Source organism: Paenibacillus sp. J31P13, from assembly GCF_056269295.1.
The window spans coordinates 41521-60715 of sequence record NZ_JBWDNR010000006.1 but is presented as its reverse complement, the minus strand read 5'-3'; the positions used below and the strand labels follow the sequence as shown (position 1 = coordinate 60715).

At 40.7% G+C, this 19195-nt stretch carries 15 protein-coding genes; 3 read left to right on the top strand and 12 right to left on the bottom strand.

Translation table 11 applies throughout. The features are described 5' to 3' along the window. Positions 1 to 13: 13 nt before the first annotated feature. The 5 genes from AC0YOD_RS19925 to AC0YOD_RS19905 are packed head-to-tail and all read right to left on the bottom strand — an operon-like array spanning position 14 to position 5043. Entirely contained in the window at positions 14 to 643 is a 630-nt protein-coding gene (locus tag AC0YOD_RS19925) for an acetyltransferase (RefSeq protein ID WP_475801084.1), read from the bottom strand. A gap of 20 nt (positions 644 to 663) precedes the next feature. Next, positions 664 to 1596, bottom strand: coding sequence for a GDP-mannose 4,6-dehydratase (locus tag AC0YOD_RS19920; protein WP_475801083.1), 933 nt, complete (start codon positions 1594 to 1596; stop codon positions 664 to 666). 16 nt (positions 1597 to 1612) lie between these two features. Further along, positions 1613 to 2611, bottom strand: coding sequence for a GDP-mannose 4,6-dehydratase (gmd, locus tag AC0YOD_RS19915; RefSeq protein WP_475801293.1), 999 nt, complete (start codon positions 2609 to 2611; stop codon positions 1613 to 1615). A gap of 49 nt (positions 2612 to 2660) precedes the next feature. Then, positions 2661 to 3737, bottom strand: a complete 1077-nt coding sequence (locus tag AC0YOD_RS19910; RefSeq protein WP_475801082.1) for a mannose-1-phosphate guanylyltransferase — start codon at positions 3735 to 3737, stop codon at positions 2661 to 2663. 1 nt (position 3738) lies between these two features. After that, positions 3739 to 5043: a glycosyltransferase gene (locus AC0YOD_RS19905; RefSeq protein ID WP_475801081.1), complete on the bottom strand. Its 1305-nt coding sequence runs from the start codon at positions 5041 to 5043 to the stop codon at positions 3739 to 3741. Positions 5044 to 5355: 312 nt separating this feature from the next. Here AC0YOD_RS19905 and AC0YOD_RS19900 point away from each other — a divergent pair, with 312 nt between their 5' ends. From AC0YOD_RS19900 to AC0YOD_RS19890, 3 genes are all read left to right on the top strand, one after another. Next, positions 5356 to 7617, top strand: a complete 2262-nt coding sequence (locus tag AC0YOD_RS19900; RefSeq protein WP_475801080.1) for an O-antigen ligase family protein — start codon at positions 5356 to 5358, stop codon at positions 7615 to 7617. A 176-nt stretch (positions 7618 to 7793) separates the two neighbouring features. Further along, on the top strand, positions 7794 to 8801 hold the full coding sequence (locus AC0YOD_RS19895; RefSeq protein ID WP_475801079.1) for a peptidoglycan DD-metalloendopeptidase family protein: 1008 nt from the start codon (positions 7794 to 7796) through the stop codon (positions 8799 to 8801). A gap of 60 nt (positions 8802 to 8861) precedes the next feature. Next, positions 8862 to 9308, top strand: coding sequence for a bactofilin family protein (locus AC0YOD_RS19890; protein ID WP_475801078.1), 447 nt, complete (start codon positions 8862 to 8864; stop codon positions 9306 to 9308). A gap of 87 nt (positions 9309 to 9395) precedes the next feature. On the opposite strand, the gene AC0YOD_RS19885 is transcribed toward AC0YOD_RS19890, so the two are convergent. The 7 genes from AC0YOD_RS19885 to gltB form a co-directional block, all read right to left on the bottom strand. After that, positions 9396 to 10190: an ABC transporter permease gene (locus tag AC0YOD_RS19885; RefSeq protein WP_475801077.1), complete on the bottom strand. Its 795-nt coding sequence runs from the start codon at positions 10188 to 10190 to the stop codon at positions 9396 to 9398. Then, on the bottom strand, positions 10183 to 11109 hold the full coding sequence (locus tag AC0YOD_RS19880) for an ABC transporter ATP-binding protein (RefSeq protein ID WP_475801076.1): 927 nt from the start codon (positions 11107 to 11109) through the stop codon (positions 10183 to 10185). The genes AC0YOD_RS19885 and AC0YOD_RS19880 overlap by 8 nt, the downstream gene beginning before the upstream one ends. An 88-nt stretch (positions 11110 to 11197) precedes the next feature. Next, positions 11198 to 11491, bottom strand: a complete 294-nt coding sequence (locus tag AC0YOD_RS19875; RefSeq protein WP_475801075.1) for a hypothetical protein — start codon at positions 11489 to 11491, stop codon at positions 11198 to 11200. A gap of 75 nt (positions 11492 to 11566) precedes the next feature. After that, complete coding sequence (locus AC0YOD_RS19870) at positions 11567 to 12028, bottom strand: S24/S26 family peptidase (protein ID WP_475801074.1); 462 nt, start codon at positions 12026 to 12028, stop codon at positions 11567 to 11569. A gap of 11 nt (positions 12029 to 12039) precedes the next feature. Then, positions 12040 to 13422, bottom strand: coding sequence for a sugar phosphate nucleotidyltransferase (locus AC0YOD_RS19865; protein WP_475801073.1), 1383 nt, complete (start codon positions 13420 to 13422; stop codon positions 12040 to 12042). Between the two features lie 46 nt (positions 13423 to 13468). Further along, positions 13469 to 13909, bottom strand: a complete 441-nt coding sequence (locus AC0YOD_RS19860; RefSeq protein WP_475801072.1) for a PilZ domain-containing protein — start codon at positions 13907 to 13909, stop codon at positions 13469 to 13471. 254 nt (positions 13910 to 14163) lie between these two features. Further along, a complete protein-coding gene (gene gltB / locus AC0YOD_RS19855; protein ID WP_475801071.1) occupies positions 14164 to 18768 on the bottom strand; it encodes a glutamate synthase large subunit in 4605 nt (1534 codons plus the stop codon). Between the last annotated feature and the right edge of the window lie 427 nt (positions 18769 to 19195).

The window sequence follows — 19195 nt, the reverse complement described above, 5'->3', positions numbered from 1 at the left end:
ATTCTCCATCCTTTTAGATGTATTTTTTTGCTGGAACACCTACAGCTCTAACATTGGATGGTAAGTCTGAGATAACGACAGCCCCAGCTCCTATAACCGTCCATTCACCTATTTTTATCTCAGGAATCACAGTACACCCTGCACCAATAAATGTTCCATCTCCAATAATGACTGAACCTGCTAGTGATGCTCCAGGAGCTATATGAACATCTGATCCTATAATACAATCATGATCAATTCCTGCTAACGTATTAATAATAACGTTATCGCCAATTACTGCAGAAGCATTAATGACTGCTCCTGGAGATACAACCACTCCATTCCCTATTTTTGCATATTGCGAAATATAAGCAAAAGAACTTATTGCATTTATCGGTTTAAATCCCATGTTAAGAATCTTGTTGAATATTTTTTTACGCAACATATTATCTCCGATGGCCACACAAAATGCTGAAACACCACGTTTCAATAAAGATGATAGAATAGAATCGTCACCAAGATAAGGAACACCGAGCAAGTCTTTTTCATCGTTTGAATTAGAAGTAAACCCAACGACTTCATATCCATTTAACTTCTGAAGAATATCAATTACAACCTTTGCATGTCCCCCGCCGCCAATAACGACAACTTTTTGATTTATCAAAGTATCTCTCCTTGCTAAGTTCATACTAGTTGGGTAATATTTCTCCAGTAGTCTAATAAATTTCTCATCGTATCCTTTAATTCATATTCAGGGATCCAGTTTGTATCCTTGATCAATTTCGAATTATCACCAACACGTATATGGGTATCTGTTTCTCGAACTTTACTTGTATCAATTTCAATCGTAGGTCTTTCAATATTCGAATATTCCAGTAACATAACTAATAATTCTGATATTGAAACAACCTCATTAGAAGAAACATTATATGCCTCTCCAACCTTGCCTTTTTGCATTAATAAAACATACGCATTAATAACATCTCTAACGTCAAGAAAATCTCTCATCACATCTAGATTCCCTACACGAATATAGTTGTTTTTTTCATTTTCTATGTTCACTATTTGTTTTGCAAAACTAGAACATACAAAATCAGATGACTGTTTAGGACCTGTATGATTAAATGGACGAGCTCTTATTATTCTCATATCAAATGACCTTGCATATTGCTCACTAATTAAATCTGCACATGCCTTTGCACCAGCATATGGGTTATTAGGATGCAGCAAATCATTCTCATTATATGCAGTCTCTTTGACGTCACCATAAACGCCTGCAGAACCAACAAATAAAACCTTTGAATCAATATCAAGTTTTCTCAGTGCTTCATATAGATTCAATGTCCCGTTTACAATAGTATTGTAGGTTTCAACAGTTTTTATATAAGAGAAAGGAATAAAACCTGAACCCGCTAAATGGTAAATTTCATCTGGTCTTACACTTTTAATAACATTGTGTAGTCGTTCGGAATCCACAATATCGCAAGAAATATGCTCGACATTATGATTTTTAGCAGGAGTTCGTGAAAGCCCTACAACCTCATAGCCATTATCTATTAACTTTTCACTTAAAAAAGTCCCCACAAATCCGCTTACTCCAGTTATTAGAGCTCTCATTTAAATTTCACTCACTTTATGCATTACTAGTTATAGGGGATGCGTAATTAACAGTACGTCTTACTCTTTCTAAATCTGCATCAACCATTAGTTCTACAAGTTGTTTGAAAGTAGTTTTTTGTGGTATCCAATCTAACGTTTTTATTGCTTTGGCGGGATTACCAAGCAGTAAATCTACTTCTGCAGCTCTAAAAAATTTAGGATCTGTAACGACATAATCTTGATAATTTAAACCCACGTAACCAAATGCAATTTCACAGAATTCTCTCACTGAGTGCATTTCACCAGTTGCAATAACATAATCATCAGGTTGATCCTGTTGCAGCATCAACCACATGCATTCAACGTAATCTTTCGCAAATCCCCAGTCACGCAAAGAATCTAAGTTGCCCAATCTCAACTCATTTTGAAGACCTAATTTGATTTTCGCTACAGCATCAGTAATCTTTCTCGTGACAAATTCGATTCCTCTTCTTGGAGACTCATGATTAAATAAAATCCCTGAGCATGCAAACATATCAAAACTTTCTCGATAGTTAACAGTCATCCAATGACCATATACTTTTGCTGCTCCGTAAGGGCTTCTAGGATAGAACGGCGTTGTCTCTGTTTGGGGGGTTTCCAATACTTTTCCAAACATTTCACTACTTGAAGCTTGATAAAAACGAGCAGTTGGTTTTACAATACGAACAGCTTCAAGCATATTAGCAACGCCAAGTGCCGTAACCTGACCAGTCAAAAGCGGCTGATCCCAAGATGTACCAACAAATGATTGTGCTGCTAAATTATATACCTCATCCGGGTTAGCAATTTTAACTGCTTGTATAAGAGAACTTATATCCAATAAATCGCCATCGATAATTTCTATCTTATCCACAATATCTGCAATATTTTCCATAATAGGCACACTCGTTCTTCTGCGAATAGCAAATACTTTGTATCCTTTCTCTAATAATAAATCCGCTAAATAAGATCCATCCTGTCCTGTAATACCTGTTATAAGTGCACGTTTTATCATTTTGTAACTCTCCTTATTATAGATAAATAGTTTAATTGTATTTAATTTATAAGTACTGTTCCAGCTTTTGTATCTTAAGTTCTTTTATTAGAGATTTAATTTCCTGTGCTTTATCTTTCTTACAAATTAATGTTACATCATTCGTTTCTACAATAATTAAATCTTCAACACCCAATGTGGCGATTAACTTGCCATTACTTTCAATAATACAACGCTTTGTATCGATATTTAGTATATTCCCTTTAATTACATTGCCATTATCATCTTGATCATTTATTCTGTCTAAGGCTGTCCAACTTCCAACATCATCCCATCCTAAGATACAAGGTATTACGTAAATATTGTTTGCTTTTTCCATAATACCATAGTCAATTGATTGATCTGGCATTTTTGGAAACTCAGAACGAATTACATCATCACGATCAAATTGTCTAAACCCTATTTTCATTGTTTCAATTAAATCATGCATTTCTGGCATTAGTTTTTTGATATATTCACGTATAACTTCAACCTTCCATACAAAAATACCACTATTCCAATAATAGTTCCCTTCTAATAAATACTGTTTTGCTTTTGCTTCATTTGGTTTTTCAATAAATTTATTTACTTTATGTACTAAAGAATCATTAACACGAAGAGAATTTGATGTACTTTCCACATAGCCATATCCTGTTTCAGGATATGTTGGAGTAATACCTAATGTAACTAGTCTATCGTCAACACTACTTACTTCAACAGCTGTTTTCAAAACTCTAATAAATTCTTCTTCATTTTTTATAATATGATCTGATGGAATAACAATCATCGAGCTATCTGGATATTTTTCTTCAATAATTATAGAAGCAAGACCCACACAAGGTGCCGTATTACGTCCTATAGGTTCGATTATAATATTTTCAATCGGTAAGTCAGGTATTTGAGCTTTTATTAATTCTGCATACAACTCATTTGTGATAATAAAAATTTGTTCCACGGGAATGAAAGTTTTTAACCGATCAATTGTTTGTTGAATCATAGACTTGTTACCAGAAATATTTAAAAACTGTTTTGGTAAATTAACTCTGCTTCTCGGCCAAAATCTTTCGCCTTTTCCACCAGCCATTATTAAACAAGTTGTTTTCATACTAGCCTCCGAATTTCCACTTATATATATAGTCTAGTCTTTTTCTAACTAATTCACCTACTATTAATGGTGAGTAATGTTCTCGAATATATGCTTGGCCAGAAGAAGCAACTGTACTATAGAAAGTACGATCAATCACTAATCTGTTCATATATTCAGCAGCATGATTAATATCAGGATTAGCCCAATGTTGATATGCTTTATATGGACCATAATCTCTCTCCAGAGGTACAAGCTCATAATTAACAAGACATGCGTTTGTATGTTTCATGAAATCAGTGTTAGATGACCAGTTAGTCCCAATTACAGGTTTTCCTAAATACATAGCTTCAGCAAAACCAAGTCCAAATCCTTCGCTCCTATGTAATGAAATAAAACTATCTACAACATTAATTAAAGAATTAATATCATTCCGGCTTATCGTACCATCTATAATATAGACGTTTTTGTAATTATCTATAAGTTCACTGAGATAACTATTCTCTTTTAAATTTGCTATAGAACCATTTACTTTCACTACTAGCCCTACACTCATATCATCTGGAGCAAATGCCAGCTTGAAGGACTCTATTGATGCCTTTGGATTTTTACGTTCTTGAACACTGTTTATGTCATACATAGTTAAAAACAAAAAAGATTGCTCAGGTAATCTAAAAGATGTACGATTTCTTTGCTCATGAATTTTCACTTCAATTGAATGAGGGATTTTCACAACTGGGACTGGGCTCTTCATAGATATAGATTCTGAGACAAAAGTAGAAGGAACCCAAATTTCATCTACATAATTAAAGCTCTCAAGCCAATCATCAGGAAAGTCTGGTAATTCCCAATGCCAATAACCAATATTGTATCTATTTGAGAAAAGTGAGTCACCATATATCAAATTAATCTCTGGCATCTGTTCAGCATTTATGTGAAATATATTAATACTGTATAGCGGTTTATCCACTTCATTCTGAATCCACGTTAAGTCCGTTTTCCTTGAGCTATTCGTCCCTGAAAAGTTAATAATACCAAATGGAATATCTGTGTTTTTTAATGTATTAGCAGCAAGTCTACAAGACTCTCCAATACCCATCTCTGCTCTGGCATAACCAATTAAATTTACACCCTTACTCTCAATTTCTTTAAGCGTCTTATTACTACCTTTGTATTCCGAGTTATTTAAATTTAATATTTTTTTTTTTATTTTTTGTAAAGTATTAGCTGGAATTATAGGTGATACAACTCTTTTGAATGGGATTGCTAATTTATATAATATTTTTACAAAATTTCTCTTTATATTATTCACCGCCGTATTTTCCAATTTAACATCCCAACAAGAGTATAACAACTTTGAATGCTGGTATATTCTATTTCATTAAATTTATCTATACTACCCCTGTTATCTTACCAAAGTTCCTTCCATATTAATACCTTATTATGACTCAAATACAGAACAAATTGTAGAATTATTGAAGATTGTGTTAGTTATCGACAAAACCTCCATTCCCACAAAAATGTAAACTTCATACAAATTACACCTTCTAATATAGTAATCTATTCCCTCATTTGCTAAAATACACTTAGTAGTGACATTGTTTTTTATATACATAAACAGGAATGAGGAGTCGTACGAATGAGCGCACGAAAGAATGAAACAAGCATTGACTTGGCTTTAAAATCAGATTTTTCGCTTTTACAGTGGCTGGGAACCATCGCCATATCCTTTTTTCTCCTTATTTCACCTTATAATCGAGCATTATTTAATGGATATGAACTAGGGTTTGACTCTGTCATTTACAGTGCTCTGATCTTTGGATTCTTGCTCATGCTGCTCACTTCTGTCTTTGTACTCCGCAGGTGGCAATTGAACAGCTATCGAAGTATTTTGTCGATTGTTATCCTTATACTTCCACTTCTATATTGGTTGTCTTCTTTTCAAGCGGTTTCTAGCTATTACGCTAAATTTATGACTCTCATTTCTTTCCTGCTCGCCGCTCTATTTATTGGCGGCATGTATTTCGCAGATTCAATACGCAATCGTAAACTAATCGAAAATGCTCTAATGCTGACCTCCTATATCGTTGTGTTGTTCGGTCTATTCAATTTATTTGGACAAACCTACTATAAGGATGCGCTATGGCTGGCTCATGATGGATACCGGCTGACTTCCGTTTTTCAATATTCCAATACATACGCAGGATTCCTAACTGCACTCTTTCTAGTTAGTCTTTACTACGCCGTTCATTGCATCAGACCATCTGCAAGAATGATACATGCAGCAATGCTCGTACCCATTTGGATCTCGTTTATGTTCACATACTCACGCGGAGCCATCGTTATCATTCCGATCATGGTGCTTATCCTTATTCCATTCCTTCGCTTAGCTAAACAAATCACTTTCATTGTATTTATGGTTGTATCTGTTATCGTTTCAATGGTTATCTTAGGTAAATTAACGACTAATGCTGATGCAATCGCCAAAATCGTTCAACCAACGGAAGAGAAAATACAAACTCCAATCTCTTTATTCAGCTCCCTGCCTTTGCAAAGCTGGGGATTACTGCTTTTAGGAATGTTGGTGACAACAGCAGTTATCATGTTATTCCATGCGAAACTTAGTAAGCCTTTAGAGTCAAAAACGGCTAAGCTTCAAGCACGTAAATGGTCATTTGCAGCTGTACCTGGTTTGATTATAGTTTTTACCGGTGCAGTAGTTGGAGCTCTTATGAGCAGCAGCGCCATTCGTGGTCTGCTTCCTGAAAAAATTGCTGCTCGTTTTGAAAATATTAATTTCCAGCAGCACAGCGTTTTGGAGCGATTGACCTTCTACAAGGATGGCCTTCGTTTATCGGAGGATTATCCACTGCTTGGAGGCGGCGGCGGGGCTTGGCAAGCGTTGTTTGAACAATACCAGAACAATCCTTACTGGAGCAGACAATCTCATAGCTATTATGTTCAAGTGCTTGTAGAAACAGGTTGGATTGGCTTGCTCGCACTGATAGCCATTATCGGGTTTATTTATTTCCTATATATTCGCTCCTTCATCCGTTTTCCAGAGAAGAGGGGCAGTCATTTTATCTTTTTCATCATTTCGCTTACTATTCTTATTCACAGTGCCATCGATTTTAACATGAGTTATATTTTCATTTGCGCAATCGTATTTTTATCTCTCGGCTGTATGCTGGCTCCTTATAGCAATAAGCTGATAATTGAAAAGTTAACCAATGTAACGAGCAAAAGCTGGCAGAAACAGATCTATCCGATTGCTCTAGGACTGCTATCCATCCTTTTATTGATTGTTGCCATTCGTGATAATAGTGCTGTGCAAAAATACAATAAAACGTTCTCGCTAGCACTTCAACAGCAAACAACACTTGATAATCTTTTGCCTATGCTGGAGAAATCCATTAAAATTTCACCAAAACAATCCGGCTTCTCCCTTACAAAAGCAAATTGGCTGGACCAAGGTTATACGCAAACAAACAGTGTTGAGCTTTTAGACCAGGCTATAGAAACGCTTAGAGTTGCGAAGAAATATGATCCTTATAACCGGGCAATTATCATGTCATACTATCAGTTGCTTCAGAAAAAGGGGCAATTTGATGAATCCCTTGCTTTGATCGAGGAAGGGGTTAGTAAGTTTCCTTGGGACATTAATATGTATGAAGCTGCTATAACCTCTTATGCTGCGGCTAACAAGACCGCTGTCGCTGAGAAAAATACAGATGCTGCTGCGAAGTATAAGGATCGTATTACCGCTCTATCTGATGAGGTACAACGCAGAATCGATCAGCTTTCATCACTTCCACCAGAACAGCAGCAAGGCCGTGAATTCGCATTCACACCAACGATGGTAGAAACGATCTCTCAAGTTGAGCTTGCTGCCGCTCAATAAACAATCTCAAACCTATACATTCCCTAAGACTGTTCATCCACATAACGAATGTGGAATGGGCAGTCTTTCTTCCTTTTTCGATAAGATTATTGGTATGTTTTAAAGCTTCCAAGAATAAATAGCAATAGAACGTTCTGATTGCTTTTGGATTTATCTCAAAAGAAAGGAGAACTCTATTGAAACAAGCACGGACGCCAAAGTGGTCTGTTGTCGTGATGCGCGGCGCTGACAAAAAAGTAAAGCAGTTTCATGTATCGAAACGTTCTGTCTTAGCTGCACCGACGGTTGCCATTCTTGCGGTTACGGGCTGTTTTGCGGGACTCCTCGTTAAATCGACCTATGATTTACATCAAGTGGAGGGGCAATTATCTCAACAGAATGCCTATCTCACCGATACCGTATTTAGCAAGGATGAAGCCATTCGATCCTTACAGCAAGAAGTGCTCGACCTGTCGGGCCAAGCCGAGCAACTGAATACAAAGGTAAACGAGCTTCAGGAGCTAGAGCTTAAACTAAAGCAATTTATTGATAAATACGGAAAATCGATAACGCCATCCAGCTATGGAACCGCTAACGATTTCACTGGTTCTTCCAAAAATAATCGATCGTCAACAGCAATCGCGGACAGATCTTACTTCTCCAGCCCAACTGATCAAAGGAGCATTACGGCTATAGCGTTGCAAACTAACCTGAATCTGCGCAGTCTAAACGCCATGGTTGACAGTATGGAGCAGTCCATGCAGCAGACCCTAGTTCTTGCGCATGAGAAAAGAAAGACAGTGGACGGATACCCCTCAGGCTGGCCAACACACTCCAAGCAAATGACCTCAGGATTTGGATATCGCAGCGATCCCTTTACTAGACACACCACCTTTCATGCAGGTATTGATATCGTAGGCAAGCTGGGAGATCCGGTATTTAGTGCAGCAGACGGCACGGTATCTGAAACCGGATTTCAGAGCGCTCTTGGCAATTTTATCGTTATTGACCATTTGGGAGGCTTGCAAAGCGCATACATGCATTTGAAGAATATTGCTGTAAAAGAAGGCGACTCCATCCTTCGAGGTGAGAAAATCGGTTCAATAGGTTCTAGCGGGAGAAGCACAGGGCCTCATTTGCATTTTCAAATCTTTCAAATGAATGAAGCTGTTAATCCTATTCCATTTCTAGCGCAAGAGACCTAGAGAAACAAAAGTTTTTATGACCAGTTAGAAAACAATAAGGATAAAGGAGGAATAATCAAAATGTTCAAAGAGAATAAGCGACTTGCCGCAACCGATACCTTAATCGGACAGGGTACACTTGGTGAGGGAAAGCTAGTTTGTGAAGCAAGTCTTCGCATTGAAGGAGAATACCACGGAGATATCGAGTGCAAGGGAGATGTCATCATCGGAGAATGCGGCTTAGTAAAATCGAATATTACAGCCCGTGATGTTACAGTTGCTGGAACCGTATTCGGTGATATTCAAACAAGAGGTCGGCTCATTATTACCTCTTCCGGCCATCTCAACGGCAATATTACTGCTCATACACTTATTATTCAGGACGGGGGCATGCTTAACGGCAATTCCCGAATGGAGAAAGCAATTGATTCGAAAAATCGCGCTCTTGCAGAAACAGAACCGGCGAGTCTTAATACCAAAGAAATGAATATAAAGGAAGCCAAGGAAAAATCGCGTCAGGCAGGGTAAGAATAAATAAAGCCGTTTCTCTACTGTCACACTTCAGAAGAAGCAGAAACAGCAGGAACGGCTTTTTTTATAAACAAGTTTAATGGATTAGGATGCTACATCACGCTTATTGAAGATATACCAGGTTATCGCTATAAATATGACATAATAAACACCTAAGACGCCTAGGGAGTAGCCTAATGTCATCCCTTCACGCATCGGATTGCCATCTAAGTACTGTGTCAAATTCAAGTGAATAAACAATAAATAATCAATCCATTTATATTTCAGCATAGCAATTAGTCCGATAAAGCTGTTAATCCCAAGCATTAAGAACAGTGCCATCCCAATAGCGAGCCCGCCGCTGCGGAACACCGTAGATAGCATAAATGCAAGGGTTACCGTCACAACTAACGATATTAGCGTCAAGCCATAGTACTGCAGCATATAGGAAACAGGATCTGTTCCTTCTTTGCCGACAAAGTTTATAGCTAAATCCGGCGATGCATTAATGCCAAAACAAATCCAATTTACGAGCAAGGTGCTTCCGAACAAGATAACCGCAAGCATTATGGCAAACAGCATAATTGAAATATACTTGGACAGCAATATTTTTGAGCGTGACCAAGGACGAATCAATAACAGCTTAATGGTTCCGCTCGTAAACTCTTCAGCTACGCCGCCGGCAGCTATAACCACTGTAAATATAGTAACAAGCATAAACAGGATCGACGATTCTAATATGGCAACATCCCACATTGAAGTATCTCTACCGCCGAAAATGAGCCATAAAATAGATATGGCTAATACAAGCATAACCATTATACCTGTCATCACCCATGTGCGGGGACGATAATAGATTTTCATATTTTCATTACGAACAAGCTGCAAAAAGTTAACCAATTCGTTCCCCTCCTGTCACTTCCAAGAACTGATCTTCAAGTGATTTCACGTGCGTACGGATGCTGTATACCTTGATGCCAGCAGATACTAGTATGGCGTTAATGGCTGCTGTACCTTCTCTGTTCGTTTCTATCAGAATAGCTTGATTGCCTTCTGCGACTGCACTTATGCCCTCGCTAAGCAATGCCTCGATCGCTCCTTGCTGACGATCAACTTCGATGAGTACACGCGCATTCTCAGTAGAAGCTTCTGCTCCTTTAATGGTTCGCACATCGATCAGCTTTCCGCTTTGGATAATGGCAACACGATCACACATAAGCTCCATTTCGGAAAGTAAATGGCTGGAGACGAATACCGCAAGACCTTCCTCCTTGGATAGCATCCGTAAATAATCACGAAGCTCGCGAATCCCTGCTGGATCTAATCCGTTTGTCGGCTCATCCAATATTAGAAGCTTTGGTTTATGTAGAATCGCTTGCGCAACACCTAGACGCTGCCTCATGCCAAGTGAGTAAGTTTTTACTTTATCACGAATGCGTCCTTCAAGCCCAACCAGTTTCACAACCTCATGCACACGGTGCTCTGTTACACCTGGTATCATTCTTGCATAATGAATTAAATTATCATAACCACTCAAATATTTATACATTTCAGGATTCTCTACAATTGCACCAACATAACGAATAGCTTTCTCGTAATCCTTAGTTATGCTATATCCACCAATTGTTATTTCTCCAGCTGTCAAAGACATCAAGCCTACCATCATTCGAATGGTTGTCGTCTTACCCGAACCATTGGGACCTAGAAAGCCAAAAACTTCTCCTAGCGGCAGGTCAAGCGTAATGCCATCAATGATGGTACGTTTACCGATTTTTTTTGTGACATTTTGTAATCTAACAATAGGCTGATCCAAATCCATCTCCGTACTCCTCCTCATAAAGTCCAAAATCCTTACTATTATAAACCATCAAGGAAACAATTGGAAGTTTCCAAAAAAAAGCCCCCTCCTACAGATGTCCTGCAGGAAAGAGGCAATCATTATCATCCGTTCGATAGGGCTCTACAACATGTTCGGCAATTTTTGCATCTGCACGAAGGAATATTTTATAGTCATAGTTACTCGTCTTTCCTGATGATCCAGCTAATGCGTCTAGTCTATCCTGCTCATGACTGCATGCTAAGCAATAGCCCATTCGATGTACTACTCGAAAAAAACCTGTTCGAAACAATATATCCGCCTCAGGCTTGGAAACCATCTCTCCGCAACTAACACAATAAAAATTGTCCTTTGAACACATCATTCGATAGATCGCTTCCTCTCTATTTCGTAATGATTGTATCAGGCCTATCTAACCTTCATTATACATAATATCATATTATATGGTGGATGTATGATTATATCTTCGATTAGCCATCCATCTGGATAGCTTCGACCAGTATGGAATTTGCAGTACAGCCGCTTCCAATAGACAGGATTTCCAGTGATCCGCATAAACCACTCGTCCATTGCGATGAACAGCTTGCAGCTTCCCAATAATACGAGAAAAATCAACTGGATATTCCGGCTTATCACAGGTATCACCGCGGAATGTATAAAGCGCCGTCTGTTGTTCATTATCCACATCAATAATGCGGTAAAGCAAAAGATTTCCCGAGTTATTTGCGAATAAGCATACATCGCCGATTTGCAATCCTTCTTCTTGAACCCGAACGAATGTCGAAATGTTTCCTTCTCGTAGAAAGGGAAACATAGCGTGCCCATAGCATGTTACATCTATAGAGCCTCGTTTATTAATAATCTTTGCGATAATGACAGCCAGCACATTCCGGTCGACCATCCCATAGTCTCCTACACCAGATTTAATTGACTATTAATCTCTTCCCATGTAAGACCCAGCCTAATAATATCATCCTCACTAATGCTTACTCCCGTTTGTACCTCAATCAGCTCAATATCGGTAACAGCGCGCAGGCTATGTCTGGTACGTTCAGGTATTTGTATGGAATCCCCTGGAGCAACAGCACGATAAATTTCATCCATGATGAGTACCCCTTCTCCTGATAAAATCGTCCATACTTCCTTGCGTTTAAAATGCAAATGATAGCTCATATTTTGTCCCGCAGCTATAAAGATTCTTCTAGTCACCGCTTGATGCCCGGCAGTGAGATTTGAGCAATCGATCACTTTGGTATGGCCCCAGCGCCTTTCCTCATATTTAGGGCGCTCATTCATTTTTTGAAGCTTATCATTTAATATCGAGCTTGCTTCCTTCGTTGTGACAAGGATGCCGTCTAGACTGGCCGCTACAATTACATTTTTCAAGCCAATCACACTAATCGGTATATCCAGTTCATTAAATAGCTGAGTTTGCTCACAATCATCGGATAACTCTCCTATTCCAAGCTGCTGGAAGGAAATCTCCTCCGATAATGTCTTCCAAGTACCGATATCTTTCCAAGCGCCATGATAATTGATAACGGACTTTGAAGTGCATTTTTGAGTGACCTCGGCTTCAAAGCTTGTTCTTGGCAGTTTACTATACTGCTTATACAGCTCATCATAATGAATAGGTAATCCTCGATCCATTAGCATAGTAATCATAAAATCAAGCTGGAAGGCATATATGCCGCTATTCCAAAGCGCACCTTTATCTATCAATGCTTTAGCTTCTACCTCATAAGGCTTTTCTTTAAAATCTCTTATTTTGCGTTCAATTACTTCCTCTTCATTGTAATAATGATGTTTCTCTGGCACGATATAGCCATATTGCTCTGTCGGATAGCTTGGGTTCGTACCAACTAATAGAAGCTCCGATCTGCTTTCTCTCATCAGCTTAGGCAGGCCTCTCACACATTGGAAGAATTCACTTTCTACATAGGCATCAACTGGGATAATAATGACTGTCTCATTTAATGCCACCCCTGCTATGGAATGCAAATAAGCAGCTGCTAGAGCTGCCGCTGGAAAGGTACCGCTTTGCTCCGGCTCTATAATGAGAGGCGCCCTTGCTCCAGCTTGTCGCTGTACCAGTTCAACTTGCTCACTACAGGTTGCAATTCGTGTATGCTCCTGCAGGTCTGCATCGCCAAGCTGTCTCCATAATCGTTGCAGCATGGATTCCTTATGTCCGTCAGGCCCTTCCAGGACAGATAAATATTGCTTTGCCCGTTTGCCATTTGATAAGGGCCACAGTCTTTTTCCAGATCCGCCTGATAATAAAATGATCTTCAACCTGTGTACCCTCCTTTCGAAATTTTATATAGGAGAACGCTTTATATTAGCTGGAATAATAGATTTTATTCGTATAGAGCAGTCTATTATATGATTCATGCATCTTTTGATGTTTTGGTTGCCGCAGTAACAATTCGTGATTCATGACACCTATTATTAATGAACGCATTGCCTCTGAGCATACAAAAACAACACCATGAATATATTCGTCACCATTCGCCGATTGCCAAAGTATTCGACCATGTACGATAAGCTGCACTTTTGAAATGACCATACGGAATTCAACGAGGTAATTCGGTTGAATGGGCAGCTGTAGATTTGACACAAAACATAAACCGTCCTGACTAATATTTTGCAAGTATACGATAGTCATCGAATTGGTCAGCTGCTTGCCCGATTTATTAATTAATCGAAGCTCTGCCTGAACGCCCTCTGTGAATTGCAGCCTATTGTGCGAGCGAGAGCTAGCATTTGAAGAGATCGTCATTCTTCATACCTCCATCGTCATCTCTTACCCTATGACAGGACCTTACTAGAATGATAGTTCTGTAAGGAATAATAACATGATTATACCCGAGTCGTCGGATGGAATTTGTCGGTTAGTGGACGCAACTTTCTTCTATTTTGATGAGATTTTGTCGAAAAATAAAAGGGACTGTCGCCTAAGTGGTTGCACCACTTCGTCGACAGTCCCTTTGTTGTTTAGTAATCGTCCCTGCCATTAGGCGGGGGATGATATCATTATTTTCCGCCTGCGCGTGCAAGCTCTCTTTTGTTGGCTTCGAAAGCTGCTAGCAGAGCTTCTTCACCTTGCAAGCCTGAATCTTCAACCTTGCGAATTTGCTCAAGCATCCGTTTGTAATCCTTAGGAATAACTTTCACAAACTTCACAATCGATGCATCCCAGTCGTTAAGTACACGAGAACCAACTGCGCTCTCCGTATACTCTACATGGCGTTCGATCATTCCGCGAAGCTCAGCAATGTCCTCTGATTCTTCAAGACGCTCCAGCAACACCATCTCCAAATTGCATTGGTTGAAGAAATCGCCTTGCTCATCATAGATATAGGCTACACCGCCAGACATACCTGCTGCAAAGTTGCGTCCTGTACGACCTAGAACAACAACGCGTCCGCCTGTCATATACTCACAACCATGATCGCCTACGCCTTCTACTACAACATTAGCTCCACTGTTCCGAACAGCAAAGCGTTCTCCAGCTGTCCCGCGAATATATGCTTGACCGCTAGTTGCACCATATAGCGCAGTGTTTCCGATAATAACGTTCTCCTCAGCTACAAAGGTAGCTTTCGGTGACGGAGCAACACTTAGTTTACCGCCAGAGAGACCTTTACCGAAGTAGTCATTAGAATCGCCCTCGATGGAAAGTGTTATTCCCTTCGGAACGAATGCGCCAAAGCTTTGTCCGGCAGTACCTACAAAGTGATAAGAGATTGTATCTTCCGGCAAGCCTGCTGCGCCATATCGACGAGTAACCTCACTGCCTAGAATTGTTCCAACAACACGGTTCGTGTTAAGAATCGGGAACGTTCCGCGTACGTGTTCGCCGCTTTCCAGTGCAGCTTGAGCCTGTGGTACAAGCTTCTGCATATCAAGCGACAGCTCAAGACCATGATTTTGCTCTTGAACATTGTAACGTGCAGCATCCTTAGGCACATCTGCTTCGTATAGCATGTTTGAAAGATCAATACCTTTGGTTTTGTAATGCTCAAGCATTTGTTTCGTTTCCAAAATATCAACGCGTCCAACCATCTCTTGAATGGTACGGAAGCCTAGCTCTGCCATAATTTCGCGCAGATCCTCCGCAATGAAACGCAAGTAGTTTACAACATGGCTCGGATCGCCCATGAATTTTTTCCGAAGTTCCGGATTTTGTGTCGCAACGCCAACTGGACATGTATCCAACTGACATACACGCATCATGATACATCCAAGAACGATGAGTGGGGCAGTTGAGAAGCCATATTCTTCAGCTCCAAGCAATATGGCAATTGCCACGTCACGGCCATTCATCATTTTACCGTCTGTTTCAAGAACGACGCGATCACGCAGATTGTTCAGCATCAAGGTTTGATGTGTTTCTGCAAGGCCAAGCTCCCAAGGAAGACCCGCATGCCGGATCGATCCCATTGGTGATGCTCCCGTTCCGCCGTCATAACCGCTGACCATAATGACATCTGCGCGGCCTTTCGCTACACCTGTCGCTATTGTACCAACGCCTACGCCTGATACGAGCTTCACATTTATGCGAGCACGCGGGTTAGCATTTTTCAAATCATGAACAAGCTCAGCCAAATCCTCGATAGAATAAATATCATGATGCGGCGGTGGTGAGATTAGACCTACACCAGGTGTAGAACCCCGAACCTCGGCAACCCAAGGATATACTTTAAGACCAGGCAATTGTCCGCCTTCACCAGGCTTAGCGCCTTGGGCCATTTTAATTTGAATTTCATCCGCATTGACCAAGTAGTTGCTCGTTACGCCAAAACGTCCCGATGCTACCTGCTTGATTGCGCTTCGTCTGGAATCGCCGTTTGCATCAGGAATGAAGCGAGCAGGGTCCTCCCCGCCTTCACCTGTATTGGATTTGCCGCCTAGACGGTTCATCGCAATAGCCAAGCTCTCATGCGCTTCCTTACTGATGGAGCCAAAGGACATAGCTCCCGTTTTAAACCGTTTGACGATCGATTCTAATGGTTCTACTTCCTCGAGCGGAACAGCTTCCCGACCTTCTTTGAATTTCAACAAAGAACGCAGGGTAAGATGCTTCTTATCTTCACCTTGAACAAGAGCAGAGAACTTTTTGTAAAGCTTATAGTCATTGCCTCTTGCAGCCATTTGAAGGGTATGAATAGTTTGCGGTGTAAACAAATGGTCTTCACCGTCTTTGCGCCATTGGTATTCACCTCCGGAATCTAGCTCCTTCTCGCTGCCCTCTTGCTCAGAGAATGCGCGATTATGATGCTTTAATGTTTCTTCCGCGATAACATCAAGGCCGATACCGCCAATACGAGACGGTGTCCAAGTGAAGTACTCATTAATGACATCCTCTTTCAAGCCGAGCGCTTCAAAGATTTGTGCGCCGCGGTAGGATTGAATAGTCGAAATACCCATTTTGGATAGTATTTTTGTAACGCCTTTTGTTGCTGCTTTAATAAAGTTTTTCACAGCTTTATCATGTGATACGCCGCGAATCATGCCTTGGCGAATCATATCATCAAGCGATTCGAATGCAAGATAAGGGTTAACGGCATTAACGCCATATCCAAGCAGCAAGGCAAAGTGATGTACTTCACGCGGCTCGCCGGATTCAAGCAGCAAGGCAACCTTAGTACGAGTACCTTGACGAATCAGATGATGATGAAGAGCTGACACAGCTAGCAATGCCGGAATTGCAGCATTCTCCTTGTCTACTCCGCGATCGGATAGAATAAGCAGGTTATGGCCTTTTGCAATTACTCGATCCGCAGCTTCACACATTTGTGTAAGCGCAGCGCGTAAACCAGCTTCGCCTTCATTCGCCGGGAAGAAGATAGGAAGCGTAATAGAACGGAAGCCAGGACGGCGTACATGACGAAGCTTAGCAAACTCCTCGTTAGACAAGATCGGCGTTGCCAGCTTGATATGACGACAGCTTTCCGGCTCTGGGTTCAATAGATTTCGCTCAGGTCCAATTGTCGTGCCAGTTGCAGTAATAATCTCCTCACGAATCGCATCAATCGGCGGATTCGTTACTTGAGCAAATAGCTGCTTAAAGTAGTTGTATAGGCGCTGTGGACGATCCGACAAAACAGCAAGAGGAGCATCATAACCCATAGATGAGATTGGCTCTGCTCCGCTGCCAGCCATCGGCTCCAGCACTTTGCGAATATCTTCAAAAGTATAGCCGAATGCTTGTTGTCTCATTTGAACTGTTTCATGATTCGGTTCAGGTAATTCAGGCGCATCCGGAAGTTCCTCCAAATCAACGAGGTGCTCATCTAGCCACTCACGGTAAGGATACTCCGTTTCAATCTCCGCTTTCACTTCCTCATCGGAAATGATGCGTCCTTGTTCTGTATCTACAAGCAGCATGCGTCCTGGACGCAAGCGATCTTTATATAAAATATCTTCAGCAGGAATTTCAACCGTTCCCGCTTCAGAGCCAAGAATGATATGGTCATCCTTCGTCACATAATAACGTGCTGGGCGAAGACCATTACGATCTAGTACTGCACCGATTTTCACGCCGTCTGTAAAGCCAAGTGCGGCTGGTCCATCCCACGGTTCCATCAAAGTGCTGTGATATTCATAGAATGCCTTACGCTCATCGCTCATGCTCTCATGATTGGACCAAGGCTCTGGCACCATCATCATCGCCGCATGCGCCATAGAACGGCCAGACAAGAATAGGAACTCAAGCGTATTATCAAACATTGCTGTATCAGAGCCATCCGGATTAATGATCGGCTTGATTTTCTCAAGATCGTCGCCGAATAATTCTGTTGCAAACAAGGTTTGACGAGCATGCATCCAGTTCACATTACCGCGAAGCGTATTAATTTCGCCGTTGTGAATCATATAATGGAAAGGATGCGCACGTTCCCAGCTTGGGAATGTGTTCGTACTAAAGCGGGAGTGAACAAGCGCCATCGCCGAAACGACGGACTCATCATTAAGCTCTGTGTAGAATGAACGAACTTGCTCTGTTGTAAGCATCCCTTTGTAAACGATCTTCCTCGAGGACAAGCTCGAGAAATAGAACATATTGCCGCCTTCTTTGCCGGCGTATCGAATCGCAAGCTCAGCGCGCTTACGAATAACGTACAATTTGCGTTCAAATGCCATGTTGTCCTTCAAGCCCTCGTTCATACCGATAAACAATTGACGGACATAAGGCTTAACAGCTAGTGCAGAATCACCGAGCTTCTCATCGTTCGTAGGAACTGTTCTCCAGCCAATCAGCGATTGGTTTTCTTCCTGCACGATTGCTTCCACTTCACGCTCAATAGCAATGCGCGCAGCTTCATTTTGGGGCATAAAGATCATACCAACTGCATATTGACCTTCCTTAGGAAGCTCAATTTCTTGTTTTTTCAATTCCGTTGCAAAAAAGGCATGTGGAATTTGAAGCAATATACCCGCTCCATCTCCCGTGTTCGGCTCGCTGCCTTGACCGCCGCGATGCTCCATGTTCTCGAGCAGCATCAGCGCCTGACGGATGACCTTGTGCGATTTAATACCTTTGATGTTGGCCACGAAGCCCATGCCGCAAGCATCTTTCTCAAACTGCGGATCATAAAGCCCCTGCTTAGGCGGCAATCCCAAAATATGTTCTTTCATTGTTTGCAACCTTTCTATGAGAAGATTTTTGGGTAAGCGTGAAGCGTGTACGTGTTGAAAATAAGCATCGATGATTACGCATTACACTTCATTTTTGACTTAATTTATCATAGAATGGTAGTCAGCGAGACGCATCGGTCTGCCCTTGCCATTTATAAGTTAAACGTACTTGTTATCCCTAACTAGACATATACGTTTAATCGACTATATACCGACTCGTATACCGCGACAATACGATTAGATTATTATATTATTTTATCATCAGGCCATACTGGAATCAATTTAATATTTTTATAATTGTCGCCTAGATGTTTGTACTTTTTTACGAAAAAAGCGTACATTTTGGTCACATTTTTTGCATTTCGTTTCCCTTTTGTACGTTTGAGAGAAAGTATAGCTCATGGCTTGCTGTTGTATTTTCTGTTTT

Excerpts from the sequence above, each read along its gene's own strand:
- AC0YOD_RS19875 (WP_475801075.1), bottom strand. The coding sequence starts at position 11,491 with ATGATGTGTTCAAAGGACAATTTTTATTGTGTTAGTTGCGGAGAGATG.
- AC0YOD_RS19880 (WP_475801076.1), bottom strand. The coding sequence starts at position 11,109 with ATGGATTTGGATCAGCCTATTGTTAGATTACAAAATGTCACAAAAAAA.
- AC0YOD_RS19890 (WP_475801078.1), top strand. The coding sequence starts at position 8,862 with ATGTTCAAAGAGAATAAGCGACTTGCCGCAACCGATACCTTAATCGGA.
- AC0YOD_RS19860 (WP_475801072.1), bottom strand. The coding sequence starts at position 13,909 with ATGACGATCTCTTCAAATGCTAGCTCTCGCTCGCACAATAGGCTGCAA.
- AC0YOD_RS19870 (WP_475801074.1), bottom strand. The coding sequence starts at position 12,028 with ATGGTCGACCGGAATGTGCTGGCTGTCATTATCGCAAAGATTATTAAT.
- AC0YOD_RS19910 (WP_475801082.1), bottom strand. The coding sequence starts at position 3,737 with ATGAAAACAACTTGTTTAATAATGGCTGGTGGAAAAGGCGAAAGATTT.
- AC0YOD_RS19920 (WP_475801083.1), bottom strand. The coding sequence starts at position 1,596 with ATGAGAGCTCTAATAACTGGAGTAAGCGGATTTGTGGGGACTTTTTTA.
- gltB (WP_475801071.1), bottom strand. The coding sequence starts at position 18,768 with ATGAAAGAACATATTTTGGGATTGCCGCCTAAGCAGGGGCTTTATGAT.
- AC0YOD_RS19900 (WP_475801080.1), top strand. The coding sequence starts at position 5,356 with ATGAGCGCACGAAAGAATGAAACAAGCATTGACTTGGCTTTAAAATCA.